Annotated in this window: 14 protein-coding genes; 13 read left to right on the forward strand and 1 reads right to left on the reverse strand. The window is 65.0% G+C overall.

Annotation, left to right across the window (positions count from 1 at the left end; all coding sequences use genetic code 11):
• Positions 1–23 precede the first annotated feature (23 nt).
• The 5 genes from obgE to FJ970_RS06065 all read left to right on the forward strand — a co-directional run bounded on the left by obgE (position 24) and on the right by FJ970_RS06065 (position 5810).
• Positions 24–1055, forward strand: coding sequence for a GTPase ObgE (gene obgE / locus FJ970_RS06045; protein ID WP_140754880.1), 1032 nt, complete (start codon positions 24–26; stop codon positions 1053–1055).
• A gap of 4 nt (positions 1056–1059) precedes the next feature.
• Entirely contained in the window at positions 1060–2286 is a 1227-nt protein-coding gene (gene proB / locus FJ970_RS06050) for a glutamate 5-kinase (protein WP_227792044.1), read from the forward strand.
• A gap of 3 nt (positions 2287–2289) precedes the next feature.
• Positions 2290–3576 carry a glutamate-5-semialdehyde dehydrogenase gene (locus tag FJ970_RS06055; protein ID WP_140754878.1) on the forward strand — a complete coding sequence of 429 codons (1287 nt, stop codon included), beginning with the start codon at positions 2290–2292 and terminating at the stop codon, positions 3574–3576.
• A gap of 207 nt (positions 3577–3783) precedes the next feature.
• Entirely contained in the window at positions 3784–4416 is a 633-nt protein-coding gene (locus FJ970_RS06060; RefSeq protein ID WP_181178223.1) for a nicotinate-nucleotide adenylyltransferase, read from the forward strand.
• Positions 4417–4511: 95 nt separating this feature from the next.
• Complete coding sequence (locus tag FJ970_RS06065) at positions 4512–5810, forward strand: MFS transporter (protein ID WP_140754876.1); 1299 nt, start codon at positions 4512–4514, stop codon at positions 5808–5810.
• Here the strand turns inward: FJ970_RS06065 and FJ970_RS06070 are convergent, their stop codons facing one another.
• On the reverse strand, positions 5811–6656 hold the full coding sequence (locus FJ970_RS06070; protein ID WP_140754874.1) for a mechanosensitive ion channel family protein: 846 nt from the start codon (positions 6654–6656) through the stop codon (positions 5811–5813). It lies immediately after the preceding gene.
• A gap of 241 nt (positions 6657–6897) precedes the next feature.
• Here FJ970_RS06070 and rsfS point away from each other — a divergent pair, with 241 nt between their 5' ends.
• From rsfS to rnk, 8 genes are all read left to right on the forward strand, one after another.
• Entirely contained in the window at positions 6898–7275 is a 378-nt protein-coding gene (rsfS, locus tag FJ970_RS06075; RefSeq protein WP_140754872.1) for a ribosome silencing factor, read from the forward strand.
• 83 nt (positions 7276–7358) lie between these two features.
• Entirely contained in the window at positions 7359–7841 is a 483-nt protein-coding gene (rlmH, locus tag FJ970_RS06080; RefSeq protein ID WP_140754870.1) for a 23S rRNA (pseudouridine(1915)-N(3))-methyltransferase RlmH, read from the forward strand.
• Positions 7842–8000: 159 nt separating this feature from the next.
• Entirely contained in the window at positions 8001–9350 is a 1350-nt protein-coding gene (locus FJ970_RS06085) for a murein hydrolase activator EnvC family protein (protein WP_140754868.1), read from the forward strand.
• Between the two features lies 1 nt (position 9351).
• Positions 9352–10683, forward strand: a complete 1332-nt coding sequence (locus tag FJ970_RS06090; RefSeq protein ID WP_167531416.1) for a S41 family peptidase — start codon at positions 9352–9354, stop codon at positions 10681–10683.
• 186 nt (positions 10684–10869) lie between these two features.
• A complete protein-coding gene (locus FJ970_RS06095; protein WP_140754866.1) occupies positions 10870–12051 on the forward strand; it encodes a divergent polysaccharide deacetylase family protein in 1182 nt (393 codons plus the stop codon).
• Between the two features lie 154 nt (positions 12052–12205).
• Positions 12206–12721, forward strand: coding sequence for an RNA pyrophosphohydrolase (locus tag FJ970_RS06100; RefSeq protein ID WP_140754864.1), 516 nt, complete (start codon positions 12206–12208; stop codon positions 12719–12721).
• Between the two features lie 91 nt (positions 12722–12812).
• Positions 12813–13952, forward strand: coding sequence for an alanine racemase (alr, locus tag FJ970_RS06105; protein ID WP_140754862.1), 1140 nt, complete (start codon positions 12813–12815; stop codon positions 13950–13952).
• 272 nt (positions 13953–14224) lie between these two features.
• Positions 14225–14644 carry a nucleoside diphosphate kinase regulator gene (gene rnk / locus FJ970_RS06110; RefSeq protein WP_140754860.1) on the forward strand — a complete coding sequence of 140 codons (420 nt, stop codon included), beginning with the start codon at positions 14225–14227 and terminating at the stop codon, positions 14642–14644.
• Positions 14645–14656 lie beyond the last annotated feature (12 nt).

The raw sequence follows: 14656 nt of genomic DNA on the forward strand, positions 1-14656 counted from the left end.
CCAATAAAAGAAACTGCGATCCAATGAAATTTCTCGATCAAGCCAAGGTCTATGTCCGCTCCGGCGACGGCGGCGCCGGTTCGGTCTCGTTCCGGCGCGAAAAATTCATCGAGTTCGGCGGGCCGGATGGCGGCGATGGCGGCCGTGGCGGCGATGTCTGGCTGGAAGCGGTCAACGGCCTGAACACGCTGATCGACTATCGCTACCAGCAGCATTTCAAGGCCAAGACCGGCGTCCACGGCATGGGCCGCAACATGACCGGCGCCAAGGGTGCCGACGTCACGCTGAAAGTGCCGGCCGGAACGCAGGTCTTCGAGGAAGACAATGAAACGATGATCTGCGACATGACCGTCGTCGGGCAGCGCTTCCTGCTTGCCAAGGGCGGCAATGGCGGCTTCGGCAACCAGCATTTCAAGACCTCGACCAACCAGGCGCCACGGCGCGCCAATCCCGGCCTGCCGGGTGAAGAGCTCAACATCTGGCTCAGGCTGAAGCTGATCGCCGATGCCGGACTGGTCGGGCTGCCCAATGCCGGCAAATCGACGTTCCTGGCGGCCGTCACCGCGGCGAAGCCGAAGATCGCCGACTATCCGTTCACGACGCTGCATCCGGGCCTCGGCGTCGCGCGCATCGATGCGCGCGAGTTCGTCATCGCCGATATCCCGGGTCTGATCGAAGGCGCGCATGAAGGCGTCGGCATCGGCGACCGCTTCCTCGGCCATGTCGAGCGTACGCGTGTGCTGCTGCACCTGGTCTCGGCGCAGGAGGAAAATCCGGGCAAGGCCTACAAGACCGTGCGCGCCGAACTCGAAGCCTATGGCCACGGCCTGACCGACAAGGTCGAGATCCTGGCGCTGAGCCAGGTCGACACGCTCGACGCCGACGCGCGCAAGAAGAAGGTCGCTTCACTGAAGCGCGCCGCCGGACGTGCGCCGATGCTTCTGTCCGCCGTCACCGGCGAGGGCGTCGAGGCGGTGCAGCGCGCGCTGATGGCGGTGATCGCCGAAGCCCGATCGCAAATTGCCGCCCCGGTCGAGACGCGCTGGGAAAAGTAGGGCCATGCAGTCGCTCAGGAAATACCGGCGTATCACCGTCAAGATCGGCTCGGCGCTGCTCGTCGACCGCGCCAGCGGCCTGAAGCGCGATTGGCTGGCCTCGCTCGCCGAGGATATCGCCGTGCTTGCTCAGGGCGGTGCCGAGATCCTCGTCGTGTCGTCGGGCGCCATCGCGCTTGGCCGCACCATTCTCGGCCTCGGCAAAAGAGCCTTGAAGCTCGAGGAAAGCCAGGCAGCGGCCGCCGTCGGCCAGATCGCGCTCGCCGGCGCCTGGTCGGACGCGCTCGGCAAGGGTAGCCTGAAATCGGGCCAGATCCTTTTGACGCTCGGCGACACCGAGGAGCGCCGCCGCTACCTCAACGCACGCGCGACGATCTCGACGCTGCTCAAGATGAAGGCAGTGCCGGTCATCAACGAGAACGACACGGTGGCGACCTCCGAAATCCGCTATGGCGACAATGACCGGCTGGCCGCGCGCGTGGCGACGATGATGGGCGCCGACCTTCTGGTGCTGCTGTCCGACATCGACGGGCTCTACACCGCGCCGCCCGCGCGCGATCCGCAAGCCAAATTCATTCCGGTGGTCGACCGTATCACGCCCGACATCGAGGCGATGGCGGGTGCGGCGGCCTCGGAACTGTCGCGCGGCGGCATGCGAACCAAGCTCGATGCCGGCAAGATCGCCAATGCGGCGGGCACCGCGATGATCATCACCTCCGGCACCCGGCTGTCGCCGCTGATGGCGATCGAACGCGGCGAGCGCGCGACGTTCTTCAAGCCCAGCGCCAATCCGGTGAAAGGCTACAAGACCTGGATCGCCGGCCAGCTCGAACCGGCCGGGCGCCTGACCGTCGATGCCGGCGCCATCGGCGCGCTCATTTCGGGAAAGTCGTTGCTGCCGGCCGGCGTCAAACTGGTCAGCGGCAATTTCTCGCGCGGCGACACGGTGGCGATCCTGTCGCCCGAGGGCCGCGAGATCGCGCGCGGGCTGGTTGCCTACGATGCCGCCGATGCCGTAAGGATCGCTGGCCTGAAGACGGCCGAGATCGAGACGGTGCTCGGTTACGAGGCGCGTTCGGCGATGATCCACCGCGACGATCTTGTGGTGAGTCATTCTGGTGACCAAGTACGGGCTAGTGACCAAGTACGGGCCAGCGACGAAGTACGGGCCAGCGACGAAGTACGGGCCAGTGACGAAGTACGGGCCGAAGGCGACATAAGCGGAGGATGAGCCATGCTGAAGCTGCATGAAAAATCCGGGGACGACACCGTGGCGCTGATGGCCGATATCGGCCGCCGCGCCCGCGCTGCCGCCCGACCGCTGGCCATTGCCACCACCGCCGCCAAGAACGCCGCGCTTGCCGCCATGGCGGACGCAATCGTCACCCGGGAACGGGACATTCTCGACGCCAATGCCATCGATGTCTCGAATGGCCACGAATCCGGGCTTTCCGGCTCTTTCATGGACCGGCTGAAACTCGATCCGGCGCGCATCCGCGCCATGGCGGACGGCATCCGTGAAATTGCCGGGCTCAAGGATCCGGTTGGTGATATCATCGCCACATGGGAGCGGCCGAACGGCCTGCACATCGAGCGCGTGCGTACGCCGCTCGGTGTCGTCGGCGTCATCTATGAAAGCCGGCCGAACGTGACGGCGGATGCCGGCGCACTCTGCCTCAAGGCCGGCAATCCGGTGATCTTGCGCGGCGGCTCGGATTCGCTCAATTCCTCCTCGGCGATCCACGCCTGCCTGGTCGAGGGACTGAAGGCGGCCCGTCTGCCCGAGGATGCCATCCAGCTGGTGCCGACCACCGACCGCGCCGCGGTCGGCGAAATGCTCAAGGGGCTTGGCGGCAATCTCGACGTCATCATTCCGCGCGGCGGCAAAAGCCTGGTTGGGCGGGTGCAGAGCGAGGCGCGAGTGCCTGTCTTCGCCCATCTCGAAGGCATCTGCCATCTCTATATCGACGGCTCCGCCGAACTCGACATGGCGGTGCGGATTGCGGTCAACGCCAAGATGCGGCGCACCGGCGTCTGCGGCGCCGCCGAAACGCTGCTGGTCGACCGCGCCGTCGCCACCACCCACTTGGTGCCGATCCTCGAAGCGCTGCGCGTCGCCGGTTGTGAAATCCATGCCGATGCCGAGGTGATGAAGGTCTTCTTCGACGCCAAGCCGGCGACCGAGGCCGACTGGGTGACGGAATATCTCGACGCCATCATCGCGGTGAAGCTGGTCGATGGCATCAGTGGCGCGATCGACCACATCGAGACCTTTTCCTCGCACCATACCGAGGCGATCGTCGCCGAGGACGCGAAGGCCGTCGAACGGTTCTTCAACGAGATCGATTCGGCGATCCTGCTGCACAACGCCTCGACGCAGTTCGCCGATGGCGGCGAGTTCGGCATGGGCGCCGAGATCGGCATCGCCACCGGCAAGATGCACGCGCGCGGGCCGGTCGGCGTCGAACAGCTGACCTCGTTCAAATACCGCGTGCGCGGGTCAGGGCAGGTGAGGCCTTGATGCTGTTGCTTGCCCAAAGGGCCTGAAGCTTGCGCCCAGGCACCCCCCTCTGTCCTGCCGGACATCTCCCCCGCAAGGGGGGAGATTGGCTGATATCTCTGGCTTCGCCAGTATTCGACGCAGCCAGATTTACGCCTTCGCCGAAACTGCTGTTCTCCCCCCTTGCGGGGGAGATGTCCGGCAGGACAGAGGGGGGTGCCTAGCGCGATGCTGTCTCCTTCCCCACCCACGGCCCCCGCCAGCTACCTCAAGATGCCGCATGCCGAAAAGGGCCTCACCGTCGGCCTGTTCGGGGGTTCGTTCAACCCGCCGCATGCCGGCCACGCATTGGTTGCCGAAATCGCTTTGCGGCGCCTGGCGCTCGACCAGCTGTGGTGGATGGTGACTCCAGGCAACCCGTTGAAGAGCGCCAGGGAATTGGCGCCGCTGGTCGAACGGCTGCAGCTGTCGGAGCGGATCGCCAAGAACCCGAAGATCAAGGTCACCGCCTTCGAGGCGGCGCACAATGTGCGCTACACCGCCGACACGCTGGCTCTGGTCAAGGCGCGCAATCCCGGCGTCGACTTCGTCTGGATCATGGGCGCCGACTCCCTGCGTGACTTCCATCACTGGCAGCGCTGGCGCGAGATTGTGCTCACCTTTCCGATCGCGGTCATCGACCGTCCGGGCGCCACGCTGTCGTTCCTGTCGTCGGTTGTCGCCAAGACCTTCGATTACGCCCGCATCGACGAAGGGGATGCGCCAAGGCTTGCGCGGATGAAGGCGCCGGCCTGGACTTTCATTCACGGTCCGCGCTCCTCGCTGTCGTCGACCGCGATCCGCGAGCTGGCGAAGGGATAAGGCCCCTCGGCGGCAGGAAGAGCCAGCGTTTCGGACGCCCGACATGTCGTTTTTACAGCGGTGGTTTCTCAGCCAATCAGCGATGCTGGCCGGCCATGGCAATTCAAACCAAGACCCAATCCGCAGTCGATCCGGAACAAGGCAGTGCACCCACGCCGCTGATCGCGATTGCCAGCGTCATCGTGTCGATGGCGCTGATTGCGATCGGCAACGGGCTGATGTTCGCCTATATCCCGGTGCGGCTCGGCGCTGAGGGTTTCGATCCGACCTGGGCCGGGCTGATCGTCACCGGGCTGTCGGCCGGCGGCCTTGCCGGCTGCATACTGACCGGGCCGCTGGTGCGCAGGGTCGGCCACGCTCGCGCCTTCATGGTGCTGTCGGCGCTGATCGCGCTGTCCAATGCCGCCATCGGCGCCGCGCCGCATCCGCTGCTGTGGATCGTGGCACGCGCGCTTTACGGCTTTGCCATATGCGGCCTGTTCATCGTCGCGCAGAGCTGGCTCAACGACGCGCTGCCGAACGCCATACGCGGCCGGGTAATGGCCGTGTTCTACGTCGCCTACATCGCCGGTCTTGGCGTCGGCTATGCGACGCTTGCCGTCATCGACATCCACACGGCCGCCGCGTCGCTGATCGGCATTGCCTTTACCGCTCTGTCGATCCTGCCTGTCGGCATGACGCGCCTTGCCCAGCCGCCGGCGCCGCGGGCGGCTTCGGTGGCGTTGCGCCAGGCGTGGCGGATTTCGCCGGTCGGCGTCGCCGGCATGCTGGCGGTCGGCGGCCTGTCGATGATCGTGTCCGGCTTCGCGCCCATCCACGCCACGGCCAAAGGCTACAGCCAGGCCGATGTCGCGCTGCTGCTGTCGGCAATGCCGGTCGGCACCCTGATCCTGCAGATACCGCTCGGCTGGCTTTCCGACCGCACGGACCGGCGCTATGTGCTTGCCGGCGCTGCGGCGCTCGCGGTCGTCGCCAGCGTGCTCGCCATCGCCTTCGACGGCGGTGCGCTGATGGTCCTGGTGGTGATCTACCTGATCTGGGACGGAGCGGCGGAATCGATCTACGCGCTCTCCAGCGCGCATGCCGCCGATCGCGGCAGGAAGGATGAACTGCTTGCCCTGTCGAGCTCGATGCTGTTTGCCTGGTCGCTCGCCGGCTTCATCGTGCCGGGCATCGTCACGGCGCTTTCCGTGGTCTTCGGCACGGCAACATTCATTTATGTCGGCATCGTCATCGCCTCGGCATTCTGCCTGTTCGTATTGTGGCGAGTGATCGCGGCGAGGCCTGTTCCGGCGGCCGCAACGGGCAGTTTCGCGCCGATGTCGGCGCAAGCGCCGTTGCCGGTGGAACTCGCCTTCGCGCCGGACGAAGAGGGCCGCCACAGGGGCGACTGATTACTGCTTGCGGGCTTCGGGCGCTTCCGGAGGTGGCAGTGGGATGGAAATGCGCTCGCTGTCGAAGGCCTGCTTGGCGCGTTTCGTCATGTCGATCTGGGTGGCGAAATAGTCCGCAGCCGCGGTCCAGTAGCGCAAGGTGAGCGAAACGGTCGTATCGCCGAGCCCGGCCACGAAGGCGATCGGTCCCGGTTCGCGGCGGATGCGCTTCTCGGCGCCGGCAATGGCAAGCAATGTCTTCTGCGCGCCGTCTATGTCGTTCCGGGAGCCGATGCCGAGCGTGATGTCGGTGCGGCGCACGCCGTTGCGGGTGAAATTGCGTACCGGCTGGTTCCACAGCGTCGAATTGGGCGCCAGTATGTAGACGCCGTCGGCGGTCCTGAGCTTGGTGGCGAAGAGGCCGATTTCCTCGACCGAACCGGCAATGGCGCCGACCTCGACGGATTCGCCGATGCGGAACGGCCGCAGCGCGAGCAGCATGATGCCGGCCGCGATGTTCTGCAGCGTGCCTTGCAAAGCGAGGCCGATGGCCAGGCCGATGGCGCCGATCGCGGCGATGATCGATGCGGTCTGCACGCCGAACTGGCCGAGCACCATGATGACGACGAGGATCAGGATGGCGTAGCGGACGATCTTGGAAAAGAAATGCCGCAGGGTCGCATCGAATCCGTGGATATGGCCGAGGCCAGCCGAGATCGAGCGCTCGGCAAGGTTGGCAACGATGTAGCCGACCACCAGGAGGATGACGGCGCCGATGGCGGAGAAGGAATAGGAGACGATCAGCGTACTCAGCTGCGCAAGGCCGGCCTGGACGGTGAGAAGGGTGTTTTGCGGGTCGATCGGCATGACGTGATTCCGGTTGGTCGGTCAGCCGATAACCGCTGCGGAACGCCTGGGTTCCGATGTTTTGCGTCTCGCGCGGAACAATATGCCGGTCGGCGAGTTCGCATGAGTTGGGGCTCCGTCTTGAAACTGCAACGGAACTCTGCCTATCTAAGGGGTGTCACCTGCTTTCAGGGGTGATTTGGTTGTTCTTGCTGCGAAAGGAAATACACTGAGAACAGCACTGCGGAAGAAGGCCGATATCATGCCTTCGCCGGCCAGGATCAGCGTAGACGACGCCGTGTCCCGTGCCATCAAGACAGTCCTTGCCAGTCTGGAAGACTCCAAGGCCGAAAATATTGTCTCAATCGACATTCAGGGGAAATCGAGCCTCGGCGACTACATGGTCGTCGCGTCGGGTCGATCGCACCGTCATGTCGCGGCTGTCGCCGATCATCTCCTCAAGGCGCTCAAGGATGCCGGCCTCGGCTCCGCGCGCGTCGAGGGGCTCTCCGGCGCCGACTGGGTCCTGATCGATTCTGGCGATATCATCGTCCATGTCTTCCGCCCCGAAGTCCGCGAATTCTACAATCTCGAAAAGATGTGGCAGGCGCCGGATCTCGAGGAAGAGACCCTCCACTGAGCCGATTTTGTTTCGATGCATGTCGTTGTCCCAAAATCGGTTTCCCCTTGGGTGACATGCATTAGCGGCTCATAGAGGCGAGGATGAAGATTTCAGTTCATGCCGTGGGCCGAATGAAAGCCGGCCCCGAGCGGGAGTTGGCCGACCGCTATTTCGAGCGCTTCGCCAAGAGCGGACCCGCCGTGGGGCTCGAATTCGCCGGCATCATCGAGATCGCCGAGGGCCGTGCACAGAGCGCCGCCGAGCGCCAGCGCGACGAAGGTTCGCGCCTGCAGGCGCAGCTGCAGCCAGGCACGGCATTGATCCTGCTCGATGAAAGAGGCAAGAGCCTGTCCTCGCAGGATTTCGCCGACCGAATCGGACAGTTGCGCGATGGCGGACGCAAGGCGCTGGTGCTGGCCATTGGTGGCGCCGACGGCCACGATCCGCCACTGCGTGACCAGGCCGAGCTGGTGATGTCGTTCGGGGCGCTCACCTGGCCGCATCAGCTGGTGCGCGTGATGCTGGGCGAACAACTCTACAGGGTGGCGACGATCCTGTCGGGCCATCCCTATCACAGATCCTGAAAGCCGCTGGGTCGCACCGAATTTAGCCCCAATGCCGCGTAAAATTCACCGTGGGAGGCTGCTTTTCGTTCGCAGGGCGTTATTGCGAACCGTTTGGGGTGGCGGGCGCCAACATGGTTGATGATTCGTTAACGAAGCCGCGGATAGAATCGATCGCGAATGGCTGAAGGCTGGAAATCGACGACGGGCTCATCGACCGGGGGCTCCTGGCGCGCACGCTGCGGTATCGCGGCGGCGGCGGTGCTTCTGTCGCTCCATGCGGTGCGGGCCGAAAACAATCTCGACATGGCCCCCGATCCGGACCAGAGCCGCGCCGAATACGAGCAGGTTTCCAAGGAAATAACGCTGTCGTCGGAACGGCTGGCAAAGCTCGCCGCCGATATCGCCGCGGTCAAGAAGGACCACGCCTCGATCACCGCGGCACTCATCCAGTCGGCGATGACCGAACAGAAGCTTGGCCAGGACATCGAGGACATCGGCGCCAAGCTGGAAGGGCTGAAGGGCCAGCAACAGAAGATCCGCGCCTCACTGGCGGCGCGGCGCGACGTGTTGGCAGAAGTGCTGGGCGCCCTGCAGCGCATGGGGCTCAATCCGCCGCCGGCGATCCTGGTCAAGCCGGAGGACGCGCTCTCGTCGGTGCGCAGCGCCATCCTGCTCGGCGCCGTGGTGCCGGAACTGCGTCAGCAGACCGACAGCCTGCTGGCCGACCTCAAGGAGCAGACCCGGGTGACGGCCTCGATCGAGGCCGAACGGGCGCGGCTGACGGCTGCGGTCGGCGACCAGGCGGCGGAGAAGAAGCGGCTCGGCATGCTGCTGGAGGCCAAGCAGAAGCTCGAGGCCGACACGAAGGCACAGATGGCGGCCGAACAGCAGCGTTCCGAGCAGTTGGCGGCCAGGGCCAGCAGCCTGAAGGATCTGATCGCCTCGCTCGAAGCGCAGGCGGACAAGAACCGCAAGGCCGCCGATGCCGCGAAGGCAGCCGCCGCGGGCCAGGCCGGCGGCACCGAGCCCGGTGGCGACCAGACGGCATCGCTGCCGGTTCCCGAAGGCAACAGGTTGACCGCGGCGGCGCCTTTCTCGGCACTGCAGGGACAGATCGCCTTGCCGGTCACCGGCCGCATCAAACGCCGGTTCGGCGCCGACGACGGTAACGGCGCCTTGATGCTTGGGGACATGGTTGCGACACAATCGGGAGCCATCGTTACCGCGCCGGCGGATGGGAATGTGCTTTATGCGGGGCCGTTTCGCTCGTATGGTCAACTCTTGATCCTCAATGCCGGCGACGGTTATCATGTCGTCCTGGCTGGGATGAGCAGAATCAGCGTCGCGACTGGCCAGTCAGTGCTCGCAGGAGAGCCGGTCGGCGCGATGGGAGAAGCCCGGGTGGCAAGCACCTCGGTTTCGAAGAATGGAAATGCCACGCCGGAACTCTATGTCGAGTTCCGCAAGGATGGAAAACCCGTCGATCCGGCCCCATGGTGGGCGGACCGTTTTTCTGGAAGGACGTGAAATGATGCGGAAACTGTCGCTTCTGTTTGCCGGTGCGCTGATGGGCGCGTCCGCCATGAGCCTTGTCTATGGCGCACCCGGCTCGGCGGCGAACGCTGCAGGGTCGGAGACCTACAAGCAACTGGCGATCTTCGGTGACATCTTCGAGCGGGTGCGGGCACAGTATGTGACCCCGCCCGACGACAAGTCGCTGGTCGAGAACGCCATCAACGGCATGCTTTCCTCGCTCGACCCGCATTCCTCGTACATGAACGCCGAACAGGCGCAGGACATGCGCGTGCAGACCAAGGGCGAGTTCGGCGGCCTCGGTATCGAGGTCACCATGGAGAACGACCTGGTCAAGGTGATCACGCCGATCGACGACACGCCGGCCGCCAAGGCGGGCGTGCTGGCCGGCGACTATATCGCCAAGATCGACGGCGAGGAGGTTCGCGGCCTGACGCTCAACGACGCGGTCGACAAGATGCGCGGCCTGGTCAATACGCCGATCAAGCTGACCATCCTGCGCCAGGGCGCCGACAAGCCGATCGAGTTGACCGTCGTGCGCGACATCATCAAGGTCAAGGCGGTCAAGTTCCGGGTCGAGAACGACATCGGCTACATGAAGATCACCTCCTTCACCGAAAAGACCTATGACGACCTCGAGAACGCCATCGACACCATCAAGAAGCAGGTGCCGGACGACAAGCTCAAGGGCTATGTGCTCGATCTGCGCCTCAACCCGGGCGGCCTGCTCGACCAGGCGGTGAGCGTCTCGGACGCCTTCCTCAAGCGCGGCGAGATCGTCTCGACACGCGGCCGCGATCCGAAGGACGTCACCCGCTTCGACGCCAAGCCCAAGCAGACCGACGACATCAACGGCAAGCCGATGATCGTGCTTGTCAATGGCGGCTCGGCCAGTGCGTCGGAAATCGTCGCCGGTGCGCTGCAGGATCTGCGCCGCGTCACGGTGGTCGGCACGCAGTCCTTCGGCAAGGGCTCGGTGCAGACCATCATTCCGCTCGGCGAGAATGGCGCGCTCAGGCTGACGACGGCGCTCTACTACACGCCGTCGGGCAAGTCGATCCAGGGCAAGGGCATCACGCCCGACATCAAGGTCGACCAGCCGTTGCCGCCGGAACTGCAGGGCAGGGATTTGACGCGCGGCGAGTCCGACCTCAAGGGCCATATCAAGGGCGCCGACGAGAGCAAGACCGGCTCCGGCTCTGCAGCCTATGTGCCGCCGGATCCGAAGGACGACCTGCAGCTCATCTACGCCGAGCAGCTGCTGCGCGGCCAGAAGACCGATCCGGCCTTCCCGCCCAATCCGGAAAAGGCCGTGCTCAACCAGTAAGGCCGGCAACCGGTCTGGCCGGTTGAACGAAGCAATGCGATGCTGCCGGGGCCGAAAGGTTCCGGCAGTTTGATTCGGGGGCAGGACCGGACCTCCAGATACGGCGCCAAAGGGCGCCAGGATTGATGAATTCGTGCATGTGTTGCCGAAGGAGGTCGCCTTCGGACCGTGCACCGGGGACAGGGCTTGGCTGATATCGGCAAGGACATCGAACGCCCGCTTGGACAGACTGTCCGGGCGCCGCGTGCCGCCGGCAAGATCAGCGTAGGCATGATCGCGGCAAGCGCGGTGGTGCTGGCCGTGGTCGGCGTCTCGGCCGCGATCGCGCTCAGGGAAAAGCCGTTTCGAAAACCGCAGGAAGTCGCCGTTTCGATGCCGAAAGTGACAGCGGCTGCCGAGCCCGCCGCGTCGCCTCCCGGGTTGGCCCCGGCAGCGACGCCAAAGGTGGATACGCCGGCGAAGACGGGCGGTCCGCAGATCATCCATGTACAGACGGAAGAAGGCGATGGCCCGCCCAAGGCGGCAATCGTCATTCGCGATCCGTCGACCGTCGGCCAGAACCTCAAGATCGCGCATATTCCCGATAGGGCGCTGATCGAAACCAGTGAAACCGGGCCCTTGCCGATGCGTTCCGCCGATGGTCGGCGGCCGTTCGACGTCTATGCGCGGCCATGGTCCGGCGCGCGTGGCGCACGTGTGGCGATCGTCATCGGCGGGCTCGCTGTTTCACAGACCGGTACCCAGGCGGCGATTGCCAAGCTGCCGGCGGAAGTGACGCTGGCCTTCGCGCCGCAGGGCAACAGTATCGGTCGCTGGATGCAGGCCGCGAGGCAGAGCGGCCACGAGATCGTCATGCAGGTGCCGCTCGAACCGTTCGACTACCCCAACGTCAACCCCGGCCGCAACACGCTGACGGTGGCGGCGACCCCCGACGAGAATCTCAGGAATCTGCACTGGGCGCTGTCGCGGACGACGAACTATACCGGTGTCATGAACTATATGGGCGCGCGTTTTTCCTCCGACGCGGCGGCGATGCAGCCGTTCATGGCCGAGCTCGGCAAAAGGGGCCTCGCCTATATCGACGACGGCTCGTCGGCGCGCAGCCTGGCTCCAGACATGGCGCTGAAGGACGGCGTGCCCTTCGTCGCCGGCGACATGGCGATCGACGCGGTGCAGGATCGCGGCGCCATCCTGAAGAAGCTCGACAGTCTCGAAGCGACCGCGCGTGCCAAGGGTACCGCCGTCGGCATCGGCTCGGCTTTCGACCTGACGGTCGACACGGTCTCGTCATGGGTGGTCGAGGCCAAGAAACGAGGCATCGAGATCGTGCCGATTTCAGCGGTGGCTGTCGATCCGCAAAAAGGCTGACAGCCGTCTTGATAATTCTACTCCGGCGGGCATCTGGCGGCGCTTTCTGCGCTTCCGGTCCTCGCGCACTTTAAGTACGCTCCGCTCCGGTTCTCGAAATCACTCGCCACCTGCCTCACCAGAGCGAATTCTCAAAACGGCTGGAACTTTACTTATGGCAAAAAAAGTCGACCGCGAAACGCTGCCCTATCGCCCCTGTGTCGGGTTGATGATTCTCAATGGCGAGGGGCTGGTCTGGGTCGGGCATCGCATCGCCGAACCCGACAGCGAGTTCGCCGGCACGACGCAGCTCTGGCAGATGCCGCAAGGCGGCATCGACACGGGCGAGGAGCCGCTGCAGGCGGCAGAGCGGGAGCTCTATGAGGAGACCGGCATGCGCAGCGTCTCGCTGCTGGCCGAGGCGCCGGACTGGATCAACTATGACCTACCGGATCATCTCGTCGGCATTGCGTTCAAGGGCAGGTATCGCGGTCAGACGCAGAAATGGTTCGCGTTCCGCTTCCATGGCGATACCAGCGAGATCCAAATCAATCCGCCGCCGGGCGGCCACACCGCCGAATTCGACAAATGGTCGTGGCGGTCGATGCAGGATCTTCCCGACCTTATCGTGCCGTTCAAGCGCAGCGTCTATGAAGACGTGGTGGCGGCGTTCCGGCACTTGGTGCCATAGCTGGACGAGTTGCGACTGGGTTTGAAGGACCTTGGTTGCCGCGCCGGCGCGTCGGTTCTATTGATGCTAATCCGCTACAAGGAGGGTCGCCATGAACGACGCCCCCACAACATTGCTGCCCGATGATGTCGCTGCCGTAAGCGAGGCGGCGGCCGGGGCGATTCTCACCATCGATCTCGGTGCGATCCGCGAAAACTATCGGCGGCTGAAGGCAAGGCTGGGCGGTGCACGCTGCGCCGGCGTGGTCAAGGCCGACGGCTACGGTCTCGGCGCGAGCCAAGTGGCATCGGCGCTGGCGGAAGAAGGCTGCGACACCTTCTTCGTCGCGCTGCTGGCCGAAGGCATCGCGCTCCGCAAGGCGATCGGGGCCGGACCTGAAATCTACGTGCTGAACGGACTGCCGCCGGGCTCCGAGCCGGAAGCGGTCGCGTCCGATCTCTGCGCGGTCGTCAACAGTAGCGCGCAGTTGAAGGCCTGGCGTGCGGCGGCACATCGCGCTGGCCGAAAACTTCCGGCCGCCATCCAGGTCGACAGCGGCATGTCGCGGCTTGGCATGGCACCAGCCGAAGTCGAGGCGCTGGCCCGGGATGGCAGCGCGTTCGACGGCGTCGGCGTCAGATATGTGATGAGCCACCTGGCCTGCGCCGACGAGCCGCGCCATCCCGCCAATGAACAGCAGCGGCTGGCCTTCGAACGGTTGCGCGCCATGCTGCCAGGGGCGCCCGCCTCGCTCGCCAATTCCTCCGGCATCTTTCTCGGGCCGTCCTATCATCATGGTCTCGTCCGCCCCGGCGCCGCGCTCTACGGCATCAATCCGACGCCTGCCGAACCCAACCCGATGCTGCCGGTGGTGCGGCTGCAGGCCAAGGTGGCGCAGACGCGCAACGCCGCAAAAGGCACAGGCATCGGCTATGGCCATACCTATCATGCGGAAGGGCCGCTCAGTCTGGCGACGATCTCGTTCGGCTATGCGGATGGCTGGCTGCGCCGGTCCGCGTCGGCCGCCTGGTTCGAGGGGGCGCGCCTGCCTTTCCTCGGACGCGTGTCGATGGATTCGATCATTCTCGACATTTCCGCCTTGCCGTCCGGCAAGCTTCGCGAAGGGGATCTCGTCGAACTGCTCGGCCCTTCGCAAAGCGTCGACGAAGCCGCCGGCCATGCCGGCACCATCGGTTACGAAATCCTGGCCAGTCTCGGCAGGCGGTTCCACCGGCGCTATGTCGGTGGTTGAGCGGTTTGGCCGCGCTTGACAAGCGGACGTCTGTCGGCAAGGTTCGGCGCATGAGCAACCTCGCTTATATCAGAACCTTGTTCAGGGTCTGCCCGATCGCGGGATCGTAGCCCCGGCGCGGCCGCCTTCCGGCGTTCGTCCGTACCGGGGCATCCATACATCCACCCATCGCCATCAAGCCGCACCGCTCCCCGCGGCTGCCGGCTTTCATCAGGCCGCCATCAGCGCGGCAAGCGCGCATCCGTCCGATGCGCCGATCCATGAGGTTTGCCATGCAACATGCAACGGGACTGCGTCCATCCGCCCAGGTTCTGATCAGCGACACCGAGCATGAAAGGTTGACCGGCCTGGCCAGGACCGTGCTCGACCGCGCGCCCGAGACGGCCGAAGAGCTGCTGGCGGAACTGGATCGGGCGGTGGTCACCGAAGCGGCGGCAATTCCGGCCGGCGTGGTGCGAATGGGCTCGACAGTCACGGTTCGCGGTGAAGTCGGTGACATCAAGCGCATCACGCTGGTCTATCCGGGCGACGCAGACATTGCCGAAAACCGGATCTCGGTGCTGACGCCGATGGGAACGGCGCTTGTCGGCGCCAGCATCGGGCAAGTGGTGTGCTGGAGCGGTCGTGGCGGCCACAAACTGTCGGTGACCGTGGAGGCCGTCGATACGCCCGCCGGCGGCGGCGAGCACTGATCGTGGAGGCGG

The organism is Mesorhizobium sp. B2-1-8 (genome assembly GCF_006442545.2).
In the GTDB taxonomy this organism is placed as follows: Bacteria; Pseudomonadota; Alphaproteobacteria; order Rhizobiales; family Rhizobiaceae; genus Mesorhizobium.

Coding starts and splice junctions, on each gene's coding strand:
- proB (WP_227792044.1), top strand. CDS start 1,060: ATGCAGTCGCTCAGGAAATACCGGCGTATCACCGTCAAGATCGGCTCG.
- rlmH (WP_140754870.1), top strand. CDS start 7,359: ATGAAGATTTCAGTTCATGCCGTGGGCCGAATGAAAGCCGGCCCCGAG.
- FJ970_RS06100 (WP_140754864.1), top strand. CDS start 12,206: ATGGCAAAAAAAGTCGACCGCGAAACGCTGCCCTATCGCCCCTGTGTC.
- FJ970_RS06060 (WP_181178223.1), top strand. CDS start 3,784: ATGCTGTCTCCTTCCCCACCCACGGCCCCCGCCAGCTACCTCAAGATG.
- FJ970_RS06085 (WP_140754868.1), top strand. CDS start 8,001: ATGGCTGAAGGCTGGAAATCGACGACGGGCTCATCGACCGGGGGCTCC.
- FJ970_RS06065 (WP_140754876.1), top strand. CDS start 4,512: ATGGCAATTCAAACCAAGACCCAATCCGCAGTCGATCCGGAACAAGGC.
- obgE (WP_140754880.1), top strand. CDS start 24: ATGAAATTTCTCGATCAAGCCAAGGTCTATGTCCGCTCCGGCGACGGC.
- FJ970_RS06055 (WP_140754878.1), top strand. CDS start 2,290: ATGCTGAAGCTGCATGAAAAATCCGGGGACGACACCGTGGCGCTGATG.
- rnk (WP_140754860.1), top strand. CDS start 14,225: ATGCAACATGCAACGGGACTGCGTCCATCCGCCCAGGTTCTGATCAGC.
- FJ970_RS06070 (WP_140754874.1), bottom strand. CDS start 6,656: ATGCCGATCGACCCGCAAAACACCCTTCTCACCGTCCAGGCCGGCCTT.
- rsfS (WP_140754872.1), top strand. CDS start 6,898: ATGCCTTCGCCGGCCAGGATCAGCGTAGACGACGCCGTGTCCCGTGCC.
- alr (WP_140754862.1), top strand. CDS start 12,813: ATGAACGACGCCCCCACAACATTGCTGCCCGATGATGTCGCTGCCGTA.
- FJ970_RS06090 (WP_167531416.1), top strand. CDS start 9,352: ATGATGCGGAAACTGTCGCTTCTGTTTGCCGGTGCGCTGATGGGCGCG.